Raw genomic sequence first — 19203 nt, 5'->3', positions numbered from 1 at the left:
ACGATAGAAGCTCGGGACGACTCGGTGTGGAGGGATTCAGTGGGCTGAGATAGCCGCGAGTTCCTGCTCGCTGATGGTGCCGACCACCCGGGCGCGGCGCAGAGCGCGGAAGCCGCCGACGACGAAGACGGCGCCGGTGATCCCGCGCGCCTGCAGATGCCACGCCAGCCACTCGGCTTCGTGGCCGTCGTCGCTGATGAGCAACCACCGCGCGTCGGCGTCTGCACTGGTCAGGGACTCGTCGCTGCCCGGGGTGAGGCGGGTGAGGATCTCTGCTGCGTCGATGGCCAAGGCGCCGGAGAGTACGCCGTCGGCGTCGCGCTTGCGCTGGCTGCGGACGTCGACCGGGGTGGTGCCGGTGGCGACGAGCATCGCGTAGTCGGCGGCCTGCGCCGACAGCGGTGCAGCGGTTGCCTGGGCAACGGTGGGATCGAGGGTGACGGATTCAGTGGCGAGGGTGCCGAGCACGGCGGTCATGAGGTGTCCTGGGAGTGATCGAAGCGAGCGGGGGTCGTCGAAGGAGGGCGGCCGCAGATGCGGAACTCAGCCCTGACAACACTCCAGACAGCTCTTGATCACGGCGAACAGTGTGCCACAGATAGTGGTCTGCCGCCAGACCTCGGTACTCGCGAGGTCACGAGGTCTCGATTTCGACAGGCTCAATCCGGCGGATACGCCCTCGCCTAGCGGCTCGGACTACTCGACCAGCGGTTGTAACCACGACTCAGCGACGACGCTGCTGCTTGGACCGCTCGTGGACCAGCCGGAGACCGTCGAGGGTCAGGTGCGGGTGGTGCTCGGTGAGGGTTTCGCACTCGTCGAACATCAGCGGGGCGAGGTAGCCGGTCGCGACCACGGTCACGTCGTCGGAGTCGAACCCGTCGACGGTGTCGCGGACCCGGTCGACCAGGGCATCCACCTGCCCGGCGAAGCCGTACAGGATGCCCGACTGCAGGGCCTCGACGGTGTTCTTGCCCAGGACGCTGCGGGGCGGCATCAGCTCGACCTTTCGGACGGTGACGGTGTGCTCGGACAGCGCCTCCACCGCCAGGTCGACGCCCGGAGCGATAGCGCCGCCGAGGAACTCGCCTTTCGCGGAGATCGCGTCCACGACCGTCGCGGTCCCGAAGGCCACGACAATGCACGGACCTTTCGGGTAGTTGTGATGAGCCGCAACGCAGTTGGCGACACGGTCGGTGCCGACTTCCTTCGGGTTGTCGACGAGTAGCGGAACCCCGGTCCGCACACCGGGTTCCAGCAGCAGATGGTGATGCCCGTCGCCGAAATAGCGCGGTACCATCACCCGCAGCTCACGTAGCAACGACGGCACCGTGGACAGCGCGGCGACACCGGTCACCTGGTCGACGTCGCGCCCGAGCAGACCACGGATGAGGAGTGCCAGTTCGTCGGACGTGAGATTGGGCTCGGTGTGAATGCGCCAGTCGCGCACCAGGGTCGCGTGATCACCCGCTCCGGCGAAGACGCCGAGATGGATGTTGGTGTTCCCGACGTCGACGGTGAGCAGCATCGTGGGTGAGGTTTCCTAGGCGCGGGTGTCGACGAGCTCGCGCGGGTCGCGCAGACCGGAACCGGCGGGGACGCGCGCGGGATCGGTCCCGGCCTCCAGGACGCGGTTGTGATCATCGACGAAGACGACCGACGGCGAGTAGTCGCGCAGTTCCTGCTCGTTCATGATGCCGTAGGCGATGATGATCACCAGGTCGCCGGGATGGACGAGATGTGCTGCGGCACCATTGATCCCGATCACGCCGGAGCCTCGTTCACCGGCGATGACATAGGTCTCGAGGCGGGCGCCGTTGTCGATGTCGACGATGGTGACCTGTTCGCCCTCGAGCAGGTCGGACGCGTCGAGCAGATCCTGGTCGATGGTGACCGACCCGACGTAGTGCAGGTCGGCCTGGGTGACCCGGGCCCGGTGGATCTTTGATTTCATCATGGTGCGGAACATGGTGTGTGCTTTCCCTTTCGTCGGGGTGATCAGTGGTCGATTGGTTCGGGGTCGCGGCCGGCGAAGCCGGTGCCGATGGCGACGCCGACGTTGTCGATGAGGCGGGCCGGGCCGATTCGGGCCGCGACGAGCAGGCGTCCGTCGCCGCGTTCCGGCGGGTCATCGAGCAGCCGGCCGGTCAGTGCGAGATAGTCCACGTCGATCTCGGAGTGGGCGTCGAGGACGGACTGGGCGGCGGCGAGGATCGCGTCCCGGCCACCGGCCGCCGCGTGGGCGCCGGCGACCAGTGCCGCCGACAGGGTGGTGGCGAGTTCTCGTTGGGATTCATCGAGGTAGCGATTACGTGACGACATCGCGAGCCCGTCCGACTCGCGCACCGTCGGGACACCGACCACGTCGACGTCGATGTTCAGGTCGTCCACCATCTGCTTGATGAGCACGAGCTGCTGGTAGTCCTTCTCGCCGAAGAAAGCGGCGTGCGGCGACGCGATCGACAGCAGCTTGAGCACCACCGTGAGCATCCCGGCGAAGTGGGTCGGCCGCGAAAGCCCATCGAGCACAGCGCCGGCCGGCCCGGGCTGGACCAGGGTGCGCTGCCCGTGCGGATACATGTGCGCGACGGTGGGGGCGAACACGAGTTCCACGCCCACCGATCGCAGCAGCGCGCAGTCGGCGTCGAAGGTCCGCGGATAGGCGTCGAGATCCTCGTTGGCACCGAACTGCAACGGGTTGACGAAGATGGACACGATGACCACCGCGTCACCCTTGGCCTTGGCGGCACGGACGAGTTCCAGGTGACCGGCGTGCAACGCGCCCATCGTCGGTACCAAGACCACCCTCTTGCCGGCGCGACGCAGCGCCTGGCTCACGCGATGCAGCACCGTCGGGTCGCGATGCACGGTGAGTTCTCCGGGCACGAAGGACGTGCCGTCGAGTCCGCCGGTCATGATGCCTCCAGCACGGCGAGCAGATCGGCCGACGCATCGGTGTGGCCGGCGGTCCGGCGCGCCATCACCCGGTAGGCCTCGGCGATACCGGTCGCCCCGGCCCGGTCGGCGGGCAGGGTGCGCAGCGCGGCGAGGTGATCGGCGACGGCGGCCGCGTCGTCGCGGGCGACGGGACCGGTGAGCGCGCGCGGCCCCAACTCGAGGACGTTGCGCAGGGACGCGGTGACGAGCGGTCCGAGGATGCGTTCGGCGAGCATGGTGGCGCTGCCGTCCACGGTCGCGGTGGCCCGTGCCGACTGGCCGTCATGGCCTTCGATCGCGGCGTTGAGGGCGGCAACCGCGTCGGTGATGAGGGTGACGAGGTGGTTCGCGCCGTGCGCGAGCGCCGCGTGATACAGGACGCGGTCGGCCTCGGCGATCCGCACCGGCTCCCCACCCATCTCGAGGACCAGGGACTGCGCGATCGCGTACCCGACCTCATCGGCTGCGGTCACGCCGAAACATGCCTGCCGCAGCCGGGTGGTGTCCTCCTCGGAGCCGACGAAGGTCATCGCCGGATGAATCGCGAGGGGCAACGCCCCGAGGTCGGCGAGCGGCGCCAGCACGGCCACGCCGGTTGCGCCCGCGGTGTGGGCGACGAGGGTGTTCGGTCGAAGGGCTTCGCTGCGCGCGACGTCGGCGACCACGTCGGCGAGCGCGGCGTCGGGGACAGCGAGGATCAGCAGTTCCGCGCGCGCGACGACGCCGGCGAGGTCGAGGATCTCCGATTCGGGCAGGCGTTCCGCGGCGCGGCGCCGAGACGCCTCCGAGCGGGCCAGGACGGCGCCGACGACATGGCCGGCCTGTTCGAGGGCGGCGCCGAGGGCGGTGCCGACGCGCCCGGCGGAGATGATCCCGACGGTCAGGCGGGCCGGGGCGGGCAGGTTGGAGACGCCGGACAGGTAGGGGGCAGCGCCAGGCCGCCCCGACGGGCCGAGTTCATCGCTCGGTGAGGTCACCACTGTCCTCCGCTGATCAGTTCCAGTCCCGGCTGAGCTCGGGTACCAGACGTTGCAGAGCAAGAGTAGTTCGTCCGGCGGGCGCGGGGCCAACACCTGTGACAGGGTTCACCGCGCCCCGGCCGGGCGGGCATCGCGATGTGTTTGGGGCGGGTCTCAGTCCTCGCGTCGGCGGCGCCCGCCACCGGGTGCGCCGGATCCACGCAGCTGGCTGAGCAGTTCGGAGACGGGCAGTCCGGCCGAGTGTGCGCTTTCGCCATCATCGGCACGGCGACGACGCCTTCCCTGCAGCACCGGGCTCACCTCGTCACCGGTGCCTTCGTGACGTCCGGGGACGGCAGCGGGTTCGTCAGCGGGAGTGGCGGCCTCGGCGGGCTCGTATTCGACAGGTTCGGCTTCGACGGCAGGCGCGGGTTCGACGGTCGGTTCGGGCTCGACGGCCCGTTCCGGTTCGGGGGTGGGCGGCCACTCGTCGGTCGGCGCCTCGTCGACGTAACCCTGCGGTCCCGCGCCGGTCCCGGGTCCTGCCGGGGCGGCGTCGCGCAGGGCGTCTTCGTCGTCGGCCAGGATTGCGTCTTCGACGTGCTCGTCGACGCCGGCGTCCGGGACCTCGGTGGCGATCCGGCCGGAGATCGGTGCGTCGTCGGTGATGACCGGGATCACCTCGGTCATCTCGTTCGGATCCACATCTGCCATGTCACGGTCCGGGACGCGGCGGCCGATGTCCGTGGCAGGGGCGGTCGTCGCGAAGTCCTGTGCGGCCCGCACGCTGTCGTCGGTGCCGTAGCCGCCGAATCCGTGGCCGTATCCCTCAGGCTGACCGATGCCGGACGCCAGCTCGCGCAGCTTCTCGTTCGGCAGGGCCGCGCGGTGCTCCGGCAGCGACTCGCCGAGTAGCATCTCGAGGCTGGAGCGCAACGCGAGCACCTGCGCCTTGAGGTCGGCGAGTTCCTGGTTCGCCTCGGCGCTCACCTCTTTGCGGACGGTGGTCTCCACGTCGAGCTCGTACTGGCGTCGCGCGGCGATCTCCCGTTCGAGCTGGAGTTCGTACACCAGCCGGAGATCACGACTCTTGGCCTCCGCGCTCTCGGCCTGGCGACGGAACTTCGTGACGAGGATCGCCCCGATCACGGCCGCCCACAGGGCCGCGATCACAGCCAGTGACCCGCTGATCGACAACTGGTCGGTGAACACCATGAGGATGCTGGCGGCGATGGCCAGCACGATGAGCAGACCCAGCAGCCACTGTCCCACCGATCTACCGGAGCGCCGCGGCTCCGTGGAACGGCCGTTCGAGGTCGTCATGTCCGTGAACATACCGCCTGATCGCACCGATATTGCCCAACCTCGGCGGAGAGTCACGAATCGCCGGACCGCGACTCACGCGAGGTCAGGCGTGGCCCGGGTGCCGTCCGACGGCCTCGTCGGTGGGGTCGTCGGGTGCGCGACAACAGTATTCGAGCCACAGCGCAGCGGCGACGAGGAGGACGCCGCCGATGAGTCCGACGATCGCGCCGGGCCGGTCGTGTTGGGCCGCTGCGAGATCATGCCGGGTGGCGAGGTAGACGAGCAGCCCGGCCCACACCCCGACCGCGATCGCACCGAGGATCGCCGACGACTTCGCCAAAGCGAACACCCGCGCCGCGGTCAACGGGTGCAGCTGACCGCGGGCGCGCCCGACGTCGCGGGAGGCCACCCGCGCGCGGACGACGAACGCGATCACCGCCTCCAACGCCGCGAGAATGTAGAGGACGAGGCCGGCCAGCAGCGGCATCGGCGGCAGGCTGCCGTAGTTGTAGCGGACCAGGATCCACGCCACCACCGCGACGACGCCGGCGATCAGCGCGAGGTCACGCAGCCGGGTCGGGCCGAGACCGGGCTCTTCGTCCTGGTTCTCCTCCGGCGGCCGTTTCGGCGAGGTCACCGTGGCCCCACCCCCGGGAGATCGGCGACCGGCCGCACGCCGGCGCGTTCGTCGGCATCGAGGTGCTCGACCAGGTCGGCGACGGGCCGCACGCCCTCCGGGGTCCACAGGGCAGCCTCGGGATCGATCGCCAGCCAGGGCACCAGCACGAAGGCGCGTTCGACTGCGCGGGGATGCGGAAGGAGCAGGTCCGGATCGTCGCTGCGGACAACCTCACCGTCATAGCTGACCGAGATCACATCCACATCGAGAGTTCTGGGCCCCCAACGTATTTCGCGGGTCCGGTCGGCGGACTGCTCGAGCTCGTGGCAGATCTCGAGCCAGTCGTCGGGACGTTTCGCACCCTCGACGATGAGCGTGATGTTGTAGAAGTCGTCCTGTTCGACGCCGCCCCATGGGGGTGTCGAGTAGACCGCCGACGTCGCGACGAGGTCGTCGGCGAGCCGCTCGACGACCGTGGTCAGGTGGTCGAGCCGGTCGCCGACGTTGGAGCCGGCCGACAGCACCGCACGCGACCGGATCATCGGCCCATCGACTTCCGCGAACGGCGGGTGACCACGGCGACGTCGGCGAATTGCAGCGGGATGGGCGCCGACGGCTTGTGCACGGTGACCTCGCAGGCGGCGATGCGCTCGTCATCCATGATGTCGTCGGCGACCTCGCCGCCGACCGCCTCGATCAGATTGCGGGGCGGTCCGGCGACGATATCGTGGGCACGCTGGGCCAGCGCGCCGTAGTCCACGGTGTCGGCGAGGTCGTCGGATGCGGCTGCCTGCGCGAGGTCGATCCACAGGACGATGTCGAGGATGAAGTCCTGGCCGTCGCGACGCTCGTGTTCGAACACCCCGTGGTTGCCCCGGACGACCAGTCCCCGCAACTCGATCCGATCGGCCATCAGTCCGTGACTCCTGCGCTGTGTTGAACGTTCGGCTTTCCGCGTTGCCCACCGGCGCGCCAGGCGCTGGCCACCGCGATCGCGTCGCGACTCTTCTGCACGTCGTGGACCCGAACCGCCCACGCCCCTTCTGCTGCCGCCAGCGCCGAGATGGCAGCCGTGGCGATCTCCCGCCCGGCTGCCGGGCGGGGCTCGCCAGCGCCGTGATCGCCACCGTGGGCGAGCAGTGTGCCGAGGAACCGCTTGCGCGACGCACCGATGAGGACCGGGAAACCGAGCCCGACCAGGGTGGGCAGCGCGTGCAGCAGTGCCCAGTTGTGGTCGCCGGTCTTGGCGAAACCCAGGCCCGGGTCCAGGATGACGCGGTCGGGGTCGACGCCTGCGGCGACCGCGGCGTCGACCTGCGCGAGGAGTTCGCCGCTGACCTCGGCGACCACGTCGCGGTAGCCGCCGGCGTCGTCGATGCCGTGGGTGAAGGTGGCGCCGGCCCGCTGGCTCACCCGGTCGATGGGACGCCAGTGCATCAGAATCCACGGCAGTCCCGACTCGGCGACGACGCGGGCCATGTCGGCGTCCGCGCGTCCCCCGGATACGTCGTTGATGATGGTGACCCCTGCCTCGATGGCCGCTTCGGCCACGGCCGAACGCATGGTGTCCACCGAGATCGGGACGCCGGCACCGGCGAGCCCTTTGATGACGGGTGCCACGCGGGCCGCCTCCACGTCCGGGTCGACGCGGGTGGCGCCGGGCCGGGTCGATTCGCCGCCGATGTCGATCAGATCTGCGCCCTGCGCGATCAGTTCGTGGCCGTGGGCGATGGCCGCATCCAGGTCGAGGTAGCGGCCACCGTCGGAGAAGGAGTCGGCGGTGACGTTGATGACCCCCATCACGAGGGTGCGATCGGCATCCAGGCGCATCGGGTCGATGTGGTCGCTCAGGTCCGCGAGATCAGGTCGAGGGCTTCACCGCGGGAGACCGCACTGGTCTTGAACAGACCCCGCACCGCCGACGTCGTGGTCTTGGCGCCCGGCTTGCGGATGCCGCGCATCGCCATGCAGAGGTGCTCGGCCTCGATGACCACGATGACGCCGCGCGGATCGAGCCGCTTGACGATCGCGTCGGCGATCTGACTGGTCAGCCGCTCCTGCACCTGCGGCCGCTTGGCGTACAGGTCGACCACCCGCGCCAGCTTCGACAGCCCGGTCACCTGCCCGCTCTCGCCCGGGATGTAACCGACGTGGGCGACCCCGTGGAACGAGACGAGGTGGTGTTCGCAGGTCGAGTACATCGGGATGTCCTTGACGAGCACCAACTCGTCGTGGTTCTCCTCGAAGACGGTGGCGAGCACTTCGCTCGGATCGGTGTAGAGACCCGCGAACATCTCGCGATAGGCGTTGGCGACGCGGGTCGGGGTGCGCTGCAGGCCCTCCCGGTCCGGATCCTCGCCGACGGCGATCAGCAATTCCCGGACCGCCGCCTCGGCGCGCGGCTGGTCGAAGTGCCGCCCGGCCGGGGTGCGCGGGGCGAACTCGTCCACGCCGTCGCCACCCATGCCTTCAGATCCGAGGTCCGTGTGGTGCTGTTCGCTGATCGTCATCGTGTCATCTGGTCCGTTCTATGAACGCTGGTCGGCCGTGGTGGCTGTCACCGGTTCTCGGTGCCGGGATCGGCCGGGCCGGCGTCATTCGGCCCACCAGCCTGAGGACCGCCGTCGTAGGGGCCGTAGCCGTTGGCACCGTTCCCGTAGCCGCCGTTGCCGGGGCCACTGTTGCCGTAGCCGCCGTTGCCGTACTGACCGTGATCGCCGGAACCGTTGGCGCCGGACCCGTGCCGGGGACCGCCCTGCACAGGGCCACCGTGACCGGAACCGTTGCCGCCATTGTTTCCGCCACCGTATCCGCCCGAGCCGTTCGGTCCCTGCGGGGCGTCCTGCGGAGGCCAGCCGGGGGCCGACCAGTCGCGGGGTGCGCCGTAGTCGGGACGGGTGCCGTGGGTCGGCTGACCGGGATAGCTGTCCGGCCGGGCCTGCTGACCGCCGTAGGGACCGTAGCCGGGAGCCGACTGCGGCGGGTAGGACGGCGGATACGACTGCCCGGGAGTCGGACTCGGGTATCCGGGGCCGCTGCCGGGGGGCCCGCCGGGGCCGCCGGCGCCGACCGGCTCCGGAACGGGCTGGGGCTGCACGGGCTCCGGCGGCCACGGCTCGCCTCGCTCGATCGCCAGTTCGCCCGGCGTCTTCACCGGCGGCTTGTCACTCGGGGTGCGGTCGCCGAACTCGTTGAACGTGGTGATCCGCGGACGCTTGTGCACCTCGGAGAAGATCTGCTCGAGATCCTTGCGGGTCAGCGTCTCCTTCTCGAGCAACTCGGTGGCGAGAATGTCGAGGGTGTCGCGGTACTCCGACAGGATCGCCCACGCTTCGGTGTGCGCGGCCTCGATCAGCCGGCGCACCTCCTCGTCGATCTCGCTGGCGATCTCGGCCGAGTACGACGCCTGGTTCCCCATCGAACGACCCAGGAACGGATCGCCCTGTTCCTGGCCGTAGTGGACGGCGCCGAGCTTGGCGCTCATGCCGTACTCGGTGACCATCGCACGCGCGATCTTGGTGGCCTGGTCGATGTCGGACGATGCACCGGTGGTCGGCTCGTGGAACACGAGTTCCTCGGCGGCACGACCACCCATGGCCATGACGAGACGCGCGATCATCTCCGATCGCGTCATCAGGTCCTTGTCCTGCTCCGGCACCGCGAGGGCGTGACCGCCGGTGCGGCCGCGGGCCAGGATGGTCACCTTGTAGATCGGGTCGAGGTCGGGCATCGCCCACGCGGCGAGGGTGTGTCCACCCTCGTGGTAGGCGACGACCTTCTTCTCGTGCTCACTGATGATGCGACTCTTGCGGCGCGGGCCGCCGATGACGCGATCCACCGCTTCTTCCAGCATCTCGGCGGTGATGGTGTCCTTGTGTTCGCGCGCGGCGAGCAGCGCCGCCTCGTTGACGACGTTGGCGAGGTCGGCGCCGGACATGCCGGGGGTGCGCTTGGCCAGGCCGTCGAGGTCGGCGTCGGCGTCGATGGGCTTGCCTGCGGCATGCACCTTGAGGATGGCGCGGCGGCCGGCGATGTCGGGGTTGCCGACGGGGATCTGCCGGTCGAAGCGGCCGGGCCGCAGCAGGGCCGGGTCGAGGATGTCGGGGCGGTTGGTCGCGGCGATCAGGATGATGCCGGAGCGGTCGCCGAAGCCGTCCATCTCGACGAGGAGCTGGTTGAGGGTCTGCTCACGCTCGTCGTGTCCACCGCCGAGGCCGGCGCCACGCTGGCGGCCGACGGCGTCGATCTCGTCGACGAAGATGATGCAGGGGCTGTTGTTCTTGGCCTGCTCGAACAGGTCACGCACGCGGGAGGCGCCGACACCGACGAACATCTCGACGAAGTCGGAGCCGGAGATGGTGAAGAACGGCACCCCGGCCTCGCCGGCGACGGCCCGGGCGAGCAGGGTCTTACCGGTGCCGGGCGGACCGAACAGCAGCACGCCCTTGGGGATCTTGGCGCCGAGCGCCTGGTAGCGCGTCGGGTTCTGGAGGAAGTCCTTGATCTCGTAGAGTTCCTCGACCGCTTCGTCGGCGCCGGCGACGTCGGCGAAGGTGGTCTTGGGCATGTCCTTGGTCAGCTGCTTGGCCTTCGACTTGCCGAAGCCCATCACGCCGCCACGGCCGCCGCCCTGCATGCGGTTCATCACGAAGAAGAACAGACCGAACAGCAGCAGCATCGGCAGGATGAAGATGAGGATCTGCCAGAGCGCGGACTGTTCGTTGACGTGCGTCTGATACGGCGCGCCCGTTTGGGTGACCGAGTCGAAGACCTGTTCGCCGGCCGCCGCCGGGTACTGGGTGCTGATCTTGGTGACGTCGGTGCCGTCGACCTGGATCGGGTTCGTCAGCTCGATCCGCAGCGTCTGTTCCCGGTCGTCGATGTCGATGCGCTCGGTGTTCTTCACGTTGAGCTGCGTCAATGCGACCGAGGTGTCCACGGACTGGAATTCGCGGCCCGAGTCACGCATCACGCTCCAGCCCCACAGGGCGAGCACGATCAACGCCACGATGGCGAGGTTGCGGAAGACTGACTTTCGGTTCATGCCTGTTGGTGGTGGTCGGGACCCGGCCTCACGACCTGCGTCCGCGCCGTTCCCACTGTCCTTCCCGGTCGACGTCGTGGCCGGCCGCGCGACGCGCCGCGCGACTGTCCGTATTTCTAGAGGCTACCGGTCAACGAACATCCAGGGAAAACTGTTCCGCGCCCGCCTGCGAGGCATCTCACCCCTGGTGAGGGTCAGTTCTGGTAGACCGACGGCCGCAACCGCCCGATGAAGGGCAGATCGCGGTAGCGCTCCGAGTAGTCCAGGCCATAGCCGACGACGAATTCGTTCGGGATGTCGAAGCCGACATCGGCGACGTCGACCGGCGAGCGGACCGCTTCGGGTTTGCGGAGCAGGGTGCAGACCTCGAGCGATCGAGGTGATCGGGTCGCGAGGTTCTTCATCAGCCACGACAGGGTGAGGCCCGAGTCGATGATGTCCTCGACGATGAGGACGTCGCGACCGGTGATGTCGCGGTCGAGGTCCTTGAGAATGCGCACCACGCCCGACGACGACGTCGAGGACCCGTAGCTCGACACCGCCATGAACTCCATCTGCGATGGGATGCGCAACGCCCGCGCGAAGTCGGTCATGAACATGACCGCCCCCTTGAGGACGCCGATCAGGACCAGATCCTGCTCGATGTCCGCATAGCGGGCGGCCACCGAGTCGGCCAACTCCTGTGTTCGTTGCTTGATCTGATCCTCGGTGATGAGGATCGCTTCGATGTCGTCGCCGTACCCATCTGCGGACTGCACGCCTCAAGCTTGTCATGCCGCGCGGCGCCGCTCGCTCCCAACCGCCGCTTCGCCGCCCAAAGGCCGCCCGGCGGCGGTCGCGCGCGCGTACGTCATTTGTAGGACAGCGAATTGTGGGACCGGCGTGTCACTGATCACACTCAGATCACGAATGACAACATGACTCACACGCGACACATTTTTCTCCAGCAGGGAACATTAATTTGTGAAAGTGAATCCGTTCGCGGCGAATTGATTTATTGGGGGCCTGGTCTTTTGTTCCGCGAACGAGATTGTTGAACACCGAACACTCACCCAGGCTCCTCGCGGGAGCCGTCGACCGGAAAGACCACCCTTTGATGAACGCAGCCACCGGCGCCCGCGTCTCCCATCGAGGCTTTCGCGCCCCGCTCCGACTCCTGACCATCATTTCTCTTGTCACTGTGGCTTTTACGGCATTCGCCGGGGTCGCGCAGGCGGTGCCGACCGGATCGGCGCCCACGACGTACGACATTCATACGACACCGTCGTCATTCACGATCACCGTTCACAACGGCACGATCAGCACCGCGAACGGCGTGCTCGCGATTCGCAATTCCGCAGGTGCGACGGCATTTCAAATGCCGCTGAGCTATCGAAAGGAATATCAGCAATTTCCGATCGATGCCAAAACCGTCGGCAATTCCGCCACGCTGATACCTTCTCGTGACCTGTCGCGGGCGAATCCGGTCAGTCCGGCCGAGGTGGAGCCGTTACGGGTCGAGGCCGCCACGAAGCAAGTCGACGGACCTCGAACCAAGCAGGAGAGAGATGATCAGGCGTTGGCGCGGTTCAATCAGACACTCGGTGCGGGCTTCACGATCGCGCAGCTGGTGGGAACAGTCCTCGGTGCGATAGTCGGTGGCGTCCTCGGATGCGCAGGCGGAATCGTCGTCGGATGCCTTCCGTTTATTCCCCTCGGCGCCGGCATCGGCGGGATCATCGGCCTGGCCCTGGGCGGCGGAGGAACATTGATCGTCGCGGCCATCCAGTACTTCGAGACCATCAACTCCCCCTTCGTCCCACCGAGGAACTAGACCATCCACCCCGACGGTCCGCCTCAACGTTTCGACGAGGCGGGCCGTCATCGTGTCTGGAGTTCTGGCCGCAGTTTCAGGTTCCGGCTTGGAGCCGGAACTGCGGCCAGACCCTGGAACTGCGGCCAGAACTTGAGCGCAGCGTCAGCGTGGCGTGCGCTCGACGCGCAACCGGCTGTCGGAGCGCACCACGACGGTCCGCGCGGCCGGGTCGCCGCCGATCGCCACCTGGGCACGCGAACGTCGGTCGGTGACCATGGCGTCGACGGCGCCGATCACCCGGTGCGTGGGCTCGGTAGCGCCGACGTCGAGCAGCCAGCAGCGCAGCGCCCGGGTACGCACCGCCGCGGGAGCGACAGCGAGAACCTCGGCGTCGAGGTCGTCGCCGACGGCTGCCCGGGTGCGCAGGTCGTCGGCCAGGGCGTCGAGCGCGTCGTTGTCGGCCTGTAGCGAGTCGGCGGTGCGACCCAGAGCCTCGACGACACCCCCGTGCAGGACGTCGTCGAGCAGCGGCAGCACCTCGCTGCGCACCCGCACACGGGTGAACCGCGGATCGCGGTTGTGCGGATCGTGGTGGGGTCGAAGGCCGAGTTCGGCACAGGCGGCGAGGGTCTGCGCGCGCCGCACATCCAGCAGGGGCCGCCCCCACGGCGGGTTCCAGGCGCGCATCCCGGCGATCGACCGTGCTCCCGAACCGCGGGCGAGGCCGAGCAGTACGGTTTCGGCCTGGTCGTCGGCGGTGTGGGCCAGCAGCACCGGCCGCCCGTCGCGGGCGTCGTCGAGTGCTGCGTACCGGGCGGTGCGGGCAGCCGCCTCCATCCCGCCGTCGGAACCGACCCGCACCGGTAGCACCGTCGCCTCGGCACCGAGCGCGAGTGCCGCGTCGGCTGCCGCGGACGCGACCGCATCCGATCCGGGTTGCAGTCCGTGGTCGACGACGAGGGCGTGCACGTGGAGGTCGGCGCGCAGGGCGCACGCGAGCAGCGCGAGCGAATCGGGTCCGCCGGAGAGTCCGACACACACCTCGCGTCCGAGGTCGGGGTGGTGCGCTGCGAACTCGGTGACGGCGCGGGTTACAGCACCCGTTGCATCCATCGGCGCGGCTCGTCGATCTCGTCGGGACGCGGCATCGTCTCGGGCGACGTCCAGATGGTGTTGAACCGCTCCATACCGACCGCGTCGACCACCTCATCGACGAAGGCCTTGCCCCGAATGTATTGCGCCAGTTTGGCATCCATGCCGATCAGGGCTCGGATGATGCGCTGCACGGGGTTGCGGGGCGCGGTGCGTCGTTTGTCGAAGGCCTGCCGGATCGTCGCCACCGTCGGCACGTGCGCGGGACCGACGGCGTCCATGACGTGATCGGCGTGCCCCTCGAGCAGGGTGCCGAGCATCATCATCCGGTTGAACGCCTCGTACTGTTCGGGCGTCTGCAGCAGCTGCATCGCGCCGAGCACACCCTTCTCGCGGGGCTTGTCGCCGCGCAGGGTCTCGGTGATGCGCCCGACGATCTCGCCGGTCGATTCGCCGGAGTCGGCGGTGAGGATCTCCAGGTTGTCCACCATGTACTGGCGCAGCCATGGATTGGCGGAGAACTGGACGCGGTGGGTCACCTCGTGCAGGCACACCCACAACCGGAAGTCGCTGGGCACCACCCGCAATGACCGCTCGACGGCGATGATGTTGGGCGCCACCACCATCAGCACACCCGGATCGCCGGTGTCCGGGTCCGGGGTGAACGGGTCGTACTGCCCGAGGATCGCTCCCGACAGGAACGCGAGCAGCCCGCCGGCCTGCACGCCGCCCACCTTCGCCGAGAGTCCACCGAGCACCGAGTCGTCGGCGGGTGTCCCGTCCAGGCCGAGCATCGACTGCATCGACTGCGCGGCGGCCTCCACCCATTCCTCGCGGTCGAGGATGCGGGTGGTGGGCACGCGGAGTCCGTCGGCGAGTCCGGTGACCTCACGCACCGGCGCCTCCGCGCGGGTGGCGGCGTCGGCGAGTTCGGCGTGTGCGGCGTCGAGTGTGTAGGCGGTGGTCTTCGGACCGGGACGCGACAACCGTTTGCCCGTCGCGGCCGCCAGTCCCCAGTCGATACGCGCGCCGATCGATTCGGTGTCGACCTGTTCGAGAGTGGTCTCGTTGCTGTTCATCGGCACCCGCATTCCCTGAGCTCGCCGGCCACGTCGTCGAGGGCGGGCCGCGCATCGGCCGGTGACGTGCCACCGGACATCAGGGCGAACGCCAGCACTCGACCGTCGATCGTCTGGACTATCCCGGTCAACGAACTGACTCCGGTGAGTGTTCCCGTCTTGGCGCGCACCCATCCGGCGCCCGGGTTCGTCTCGGGATCGAACCGGTCGGTCAGCGTCCCGGTGCCGCCGGCGACCGGCAGGCCGTCGAGCAGCGAACGCATCAGGGGCTGCGCCGGTCCGGCGGCCGCGCCCATCAGGGTGTCGAGCACGGTGGCCGGGACGCGGTTGGCGTAGGACAGGCCGGACGCGTCGCGCAGGGTGACCGCGGACATGTCGAAACCGTGTCGCGCCAACGAGCTCTCGATGGCCGCCACCCCGCCCGCGATGGACGCGGGACCGCCCTGGGCGACGGACAGTTCGATGGACAGCGTCTCGGCCAGCACGTTGTCACTCAGGCGCATCATGTCGTTGACGCGGGCGACCAGGGGCGCCGACTGCACCTGGGCGATCACCTGTCCACCGCCGGATGCGGTCTGCTCGGTGACGGGGGCGTCGACGCCGAGGGCGTAGGCGAGCGCCTCACCGGCGGTGATCGCCGGGTCGGCCACGCGCGGGGAGTACTCGTCGAGCGGTTCGATACGCCCGCCGTCAGCGATGAGGGACTCGATCGGGGTGATGTCACCGCCGGCGATGTCGGCGTCTTCCCACGTGCGTTCCATGGTCGGCCCGGTGAAGGCGCTGGTGTCCACGGCCACCGACGTCACGTCGATGCCGGCCTCCCGGATCTGCGCCGCCAGGTCGGCGATGCGTGCCGGGTTGGTATAGAAGGTGTCCGCCCCGGTCGGCTGCGCCGACAGCGTCGGGTCACCGGCGCCCTTGAGGATCACCTGCCCGTCGGGGCCGGCGACGACGGTCGTGGTGATCCGCTGATCATGTGGCAGGTCCAACAGTGCCGCCGCGGCGGTCAGGATCTTGGCGTTCGAGGCGGGGACGCGCGGCTCGGTGGGCGACTCCGACCACAGGGTCTGGCCGGTCAGTGCGTCGCTGATCTCGCCGGTGAACTCGCCCAACGCGGGGTCACGGACGGCGTCGGCGATCGCCTGCTGCACCCCGGTCGGCGTGGGTTCGGGAGCATTCGGTGGCACCGCCCTGATCTGCGGATTCACCGTGATCGCCGCGGGTTGCGGTGGGATGCCGGGTGGCAGTTGGTCGGATGCGTCGATCTGCAGGGCCACCACCACCGCGCCGGCCCCGATGAGGGCGACGATGACCACCGAGATGATCGTCCACAGCACGCCCCGCCGTGAACGGAGCGAACGGCCCGATGTGCTGTCTCCGGTTGTCGATCCGCGCCGCACTCCCTGTGAACCTCCGGTAATCGCCCGTGGGGTCCGACCCCCGTTGTGCCCTCACAGTATCGTTGAGGCGATCTGCGCAGGCGACTGCTCGTCGGCTGCCGTCACCACCAGCGATCAAGTGCCAGGAGGAACCGTGGAATTCGATGTGACCATCGAGATCCCCAAGGGCTGCCGTAACAAATACGAGGTCGATCACGAGAACGGCAAGATCTACCTCGACCGCTATCTGTACACCTCGATGGGCTATCCGGCCGATTACGGCTACATCGACGGCACGCTCGGCGAGGACGGCGATCCGCTCGACGCCATGGTGTTGCTGCCCGAGTCCGTGTTCCCCGGGGTGATCGTCCGCGCCCGGATCGTCGGCATGTACACGATGACCGACGAGGCCGGCGGCGACGACAAGCTGCTGTGCGTCCCGGCCGGCGACACCCGCTGGGATCACATCCAGGACATCACCGACGTCAGTGAGTTCGAACTCGGACCCATCGCCCACTTCTTCGAGCACTACAAGGACCTCGAGCCGGGCAAGGAGGTCGAGCCCGGCGGCTGGGTCGGCAAGGCCGAGGCCGAGCAGGTCGCCAAGGCGGCCGTCGAGCGCCTCAAGACTCATCCGGAAGAGGCCAACGAGCCGAGCCGGGGGTAGTCGCCTCAACGCGACCCTAGAGCGCCTTTCGTGTCGAGTGGGCGCCGAATTTCGTCGAGTGGGCGTCGTACTTTCGCAGTGACGTGGCGTCATTGCGGTACGCGACGCCCACTCGACGAAATTCAACGCCCACTCGACCTCCGTGCTGGGCACGTTGCTACGTAGGGTTACGGGGCTTTTCCGCTGCGGAGCGGCAGTTCCTTCCACGTGAGCGTGCCGAGGACACCGACCAGCGACACGATCGACACGGCGAGGAACACCCCGTCCATCGAGTCGGCGAAACCGACCTTGATGGGTCGGGCCAGTTCGGCGGGCAGCTCGGAGATCACCGAGGTGTCGGACATGACGTCGTCGGACGCGCCGGCAGCGCTGGCGGGGTTCTGCGCCGCAGCAATGAGCCCGTCGGCGAACTGGCGGACCTGGGGATTGTCGCTCTGCGAAGCCTCGACCACCGCGGCCCGGTATTCGGGTTGTTGTGCGGCCGAGGTCATCTCGTCAGAGATGTTGGGCCCCATCAGCGAGAACAGCACCGAGAAGAACACCGCCACACCCATCGTTCCGCCGATCTGACGGAAGAACGTCGCGGTGCCCGTGGACAGGCCCATATCCTTGGGCGGCAGGATGTTCTGCATGGCCAGTGTGACCGGCTGGAGAAGATTGCCCAGGCCGAATCCGATCAGCGCGGCGGTGCCCATCACCAGGTAGAGCGGTGTGTCCACGCCGACGAGGTGCATCAGGAACGCGCCGACGGTCACCAGCACCGACCCGATGATCGGGAAGATCTTGTAGCGACCCGTCCGCGAGATCAGTTGACCGGACAGGATCGAGCCGGTCATGAGTCCGACGACCATCGGCAGCATCTGCAGTCCCGCGATCATCGGACTCGATCCGCGCAACACCTGGTAATACTGCGGGAGGATCGAGATGCCGCCGAACATCGCGGCGCCGACGACCACCGAGATGACCACGCCCTGCGCGAAGACCGGGTTCCGGAACACACGCAGCGGGATCAGCGCGTCGTCGCCCATCCGGTGCTCGATCCAGACGAACGCGGCCAGGCCCACGGCACCGATCGCGTAGCACAGCCACGCGGTCCCGGAGGTCCATCCCCATTCGCGACCTTGCTCGGCCACGATCAGCAGTGGCGCGACGGTGACGGCCAGGCCGGTGGCGCCCCAGTAGTCGGTGCGGCCACCGGCGCCTTTCTGCTGGTCGTAGTTGAGCACCTTGTAGACGAGGAGTAGTGCACAGAGCCCGATCGGCACGTTGACGAGGAAGACCCAGCGCCAGCCGCTGATCCACAGGATCGAGCTCTGTCCGGCGAACAGTCCGCCGAGGACCGGTCCGAGCACGCTGGAGGTACCGAACACGGCCAGGAAGTAGCCCTGGTACTTGGCGCGCTCCCTCGGCGGCACGATGTCGCCGATGGTGGTGAGCGCCAGGGTCATCAGGCCACCGGCGCCGAGACCCTGGAATGCGCGGAACGCCGCGAGCTCGTACATCGACGTCGCCAGGCTGCACAGCAGAGACCCGACGACGAAGATCGAGATCGCGACCATGAAGAACGGTTTACGGCCGTAGAGGTCGGACAGTTTGCCGTAGAGCGGAGTGACGATGGTTGCGGTCACCAGGTAGGCCGTCGTCGCCCACGCCTGCATGTCGTAGCCGTTGAGGTCGTCGGCGATCGTGCGGATCGACGTCGAGACGATCGTCTGATCGAGCGCGGCCAGGAACATCGCGCTCATCAGGCCCGCCAGCACCGTGAGGATCTGGCGGTGGGTCAGCCCGGCCCCGGCGACGTCGTCGCGGGCCTCGGCGGCTGTGTCGGTCATGCACGTCCTTTCATCAAGTCCTCCAGGCTGCCGGGCTTGTCTCCCGACGGCGCGAAGAGTGGCTCGGCCGCGTCGACGAACCGACCGAGCAGCCGCACCAGGGTCCGCAGCTCGTCGTCGGTCCAGTCCGTCATCGCCCGGTCCATCGCATGTCGCCGCACCGCGCGCATCGCCGCCACGCGTTCGCGGCCGATGTCGGTGATGACCAGCAGCGTGGCCCGGCCGTCGGCGGGGTCCGCTTCGCGACGGACGAACCCCAGGTCGACGAGTTCGGCGACGTATCTGCTCACCGACGACGGCTCGGCGTGCAGGCTCTCGGCCAGCTCACGGGCGCGCATCGGCTGGCGCGCGAGATGGAACAGGCACTTGAAAGCGGCCGACTCGACGTCACCGTCCGGTGTCCGGAACGTTCGATGGGCCGCGCGGTCGCGCATGCGGACGTAACGGGCCAACACGTCGAAGAGCTCATCGAGGGCGTTCTGGTCGAGCATCGGC

The 19203-nt window shown here is 68.5% G+C and carries 20 protein-coding genes; 2 read left to right on the top strand and 18 right to left on the bottom strand.

What is annotated here, in order from left to right:
* Positions 1-36 precede the first annotated feature (36 nt).
* The 13 genes from V1Y59_RS18915 to hpt form a co-directional block, all read right to left on the bottom strand.
* Positions 37-477, bottom strand: a complete 441-nt coding sequence (locus V1Y59_RS18915; protein ID WP_330506519.1) for a rhodanese-like domain-containing protein — start codon at positions 475-477, stop codon at positions 37-39.
* Between the two features lie 247 nt (positions 478-724).
* Complete coding sequence (locus tag V1Y59_RS18910; protein ID WP_330506517.1) at positions 725-1528, bottom strand: type III pantothenate kinase; 804 nt, start codon at positions 1526-1528, stop codon at positions 725-727.
* A 15-nt stretch (positions 1529-1543) separates the two neighbouring features.
* Complete coding sequence (gene panD, locus V1Y59_RS18905) at positions 1544-1969, bottom strand: aspartate 1-decarboxylase (RefSeq protein ID WP_330506515.1); 426 nt, start codon at positions 1967-1969, stop codon at positions 1544-1546.
* A 29-nt stretch (positions 1970-1998) separates the two neighbouring features.
* Positions 1999-2916 (bottom strand): pantoate--beta-alanine ligase, encoded by a 918-nt coding sequence (panC, locus tag V1Y59_RS18900; RefSeq protein WP_330506514.1) that lies wholly within the window; start codon positions 2914-2916, stop codon positions 1999-2001.
* The gene (locus tag V1Y59_RS18895) at positions 2913-3914 is read right to left on the bottom strand and encodes a Rossmann-like and DUF2520 domain-containing protein (RefSeq protein ID WP_330506512.1); all 1002 of its coding nucleotides are present in this window, start codon (positions 3912-3914) and stop codon (positions 2913-2915) included. Before V1Y59_RS18895 ends, panC begins: the two co-directional genes overlap by 4 nt.
* A 156-nt stretch (positions 3915-4070) precedes the next feature.
* Complete coding sequence (locus V1Y59_RS18890; protein WP_330506510.1) at positions 4071-5219, bottom strand: DUF6779 domain-containing protein; 1149 nt, start codon at positions 5217-5219, stop codon at positions 4071-4073.
* Positions 5220-5304: 85 nt separating this feature from the next.
* Positions 5305-5838, bottom strand: a complete 534-nt coding sequence (locus tag V1Y59_RS18885) for a DUF3180 domain-containing protein (RefSeq protein WP_330436228.1) — start codon at positions 5836-5838, stop codon at positions 5305-5307.
* The gene (folK, locus tag V1Y59_RS18880; protein ID WP_330506508.1) at positions 5835-6362 is read right to left on the bottom strand and encodes a 2-amino-4-hydroxy-6-hydroxymethyldihydropteridine diphosphokinase; all 528 of its coding nucleotides are present in this window, start codon (positions 6360-6362) and stop codon (positions 5835-5837) included. Before folK ends, V1Y59_RS18885 begins: the two co-directional genes overlap by 4 nt.
* On the bottom strand, positions 6359-6733 hold the full coding sequence (gene folB / locus V1Y59_RS18875; protein WP_330506506.1) for a dihydroneopterin aldolase: 375 nt from the start codon (positions 6731-6733) through the stop codon (positions 6359-6361). The genes folK and folB overlap by 4 nt, the downstream gene beginning before the upstream one ends.
* Positions 6733-7650, bottom strand: a complete 918-nt coding sequence (gene folP / locus V1Y59_RS18870; RefSeq protein WP_330506505.1) for a dihydropteroate synthase — start codon at positions 7648-7650, stop codon at positions 6733-6735. The genes folB and folP overlap by 1 nt, the downstream gene beginning before the upstream one ends.
* 17 nt (positions 7651-7667) lie before the next feature.
* Complete coding sequence (gene folE, locus V1Y59_RS18865) at positions 7668-8285, bottom strand: GTP cyclohydrolase I FolE (RefSeq protein ID WP_330506652.1); 618 nt, start codon at positions 8283-8285, stop codon at positions 7668-7670.
* Between the two features lie 92 nt (positions 8286-8377).
* Entirely contained in the window at positions 8378-10864 is a 2487-nt protein-coding gene (ftsH, locus tag V1Y59_RS18860) for an ATP-dependent zinc metalloprotease FtsH (protein ID WP_330506504.1), read from the bottom strand.
* A gap of 194 nt (positions 10865-11058) precedes the next feature.
* Entirely contained in the window at positions 11059-11622 is a 564-nt protein-coding gene (hpt, locus tag V1Y59_RS18855) for a hypoxanthine phosphoribosyltransferase (RefSeq protein WP_330506503.1), read from the bottom strand.
* 338 nt (positions 11623-11960) lie between these two features.
* Between hpt and V1Y59_RS18850 the strand changes: the two genes are divergently transcribed.
* Positions 11961-12677: a DUF8020 domain-containing protein gene (locus V1Y59_RS18850; protein WP_330506502.1), complete on the top strand. Its 717-nt coding sequence runs from the start codon at positions 11961-11963 to the stop codon at positions 12675-12677.
* Between the two features lie 144 nt (positions 12678-12821).
* Here V1Y59_RS18850 and tilS read toward each other — a convergent pair whose 3' ends face one another.
* Genes tilS through dacB form a run of 3 tightly spaced genes read right to left on the bottom strand, consistent with a single transcriptional unit; the run spans position 12822 to position 16167 of the window.
* Complete coding sequence (tilS, locus tag V1Y59_RS18845; RefSeq protein WP_330506501.1) at positions 12822-13772, bottom strand: tRNA lysidine(34) synthetase TilS; 951 nt, start codon at positions 13770-13772, stop codon at positions 12822-12824.
* Positions 13751-14830 carry a zinc-dependent metalloprotease gene (locus tag V1Y59_RS18840; RefSeq protein WP_330506499.1) on the bottom strand — a complete coding sequence of 360 codons (1080 nt, stop codon included), beginning with the start codon at positions 14828-14830 and terminating at the stop codon, positions 13751-13753. Before V1Y59_RS18840 ends, tilS begins: the two co-directional genes overlap by 22 nt.
* The gene (dacB, locus tag V1Y59_RS18835) at positions 14827-16167 is read right to left on the bottom strand and encodes a D-alanyl-D-alanine carboxypeptidase/D-alanyl-D-alanine endopeptidase (protein WP_330506497.1); all 1341 of its coding nucleotides are present in this window, start codon (positions 16165-16167) and stop codon (positions 14827-14829) included. Before dacB ends, V1Y59_RS18840 begins: the two co-directional genes overlap by 4 nt.
* Before the next feature lie 196 nt (positions 16168-16363).
* On the opposite strand from dacB, the gene V1Y59_RS18830 reads away from it, so the two are divergent.
* Entirely contained in the window at positions 16364-16876 is a 513-nt protein-coding gene (locus tag V1Y59_RS18830) for an inorganic diphosphatase (protein ID WP_330506496.1), read from the top strand.
* Between the two features lie 167 nt (positions 16877-17043).
* On the opposite strand, the gene V1Y59_RS18825 is transcribed toward V1Y59_RS18830, so the two are convergent.
* Both V1Y59_RS18825 and V1Y59_RS18820 read right to left on the bottom strand, forming a co-directional pair.
* A complete protein-coding gene (locus tag V1Y59_RS18825; RefSeq protein ID WP_330506495.1) occupies positions 17044-18708 on the bottom strand; it encodes an MDR family MFS transporter in 1665 nt (554 codons plus the stop codon).
* Complete coding sequence (locus V1Y59_RS18820) at positions 18705-19199, bottom strand: MarR family winged helix-turn-helix transcriptional regulator (protein WP_330506493.1); 495 nt, start codon at positions 19197-19199, stop codon at positions 18705-18707. Before V1Y59_RS18820 ends, V1Y59_RS18825 begins: the two co-directional genes overlap by 4 nt.
* Between the last annotated feature and the right edge of the window lie 4 nt (positions 19200-19203).

Source organism: Gordonia prachuapensis (genome assembly GCF_036350515.1).
GTDB lineage: Bacteria > Actinomycetota > Actinomycetes > Mycobacteriales > Mycobacteriaceae > Gordonia > Gordonia prachuapensis.
This window is presented reverse-complemented; position numbering and strand designations above follow the sequence as displayed.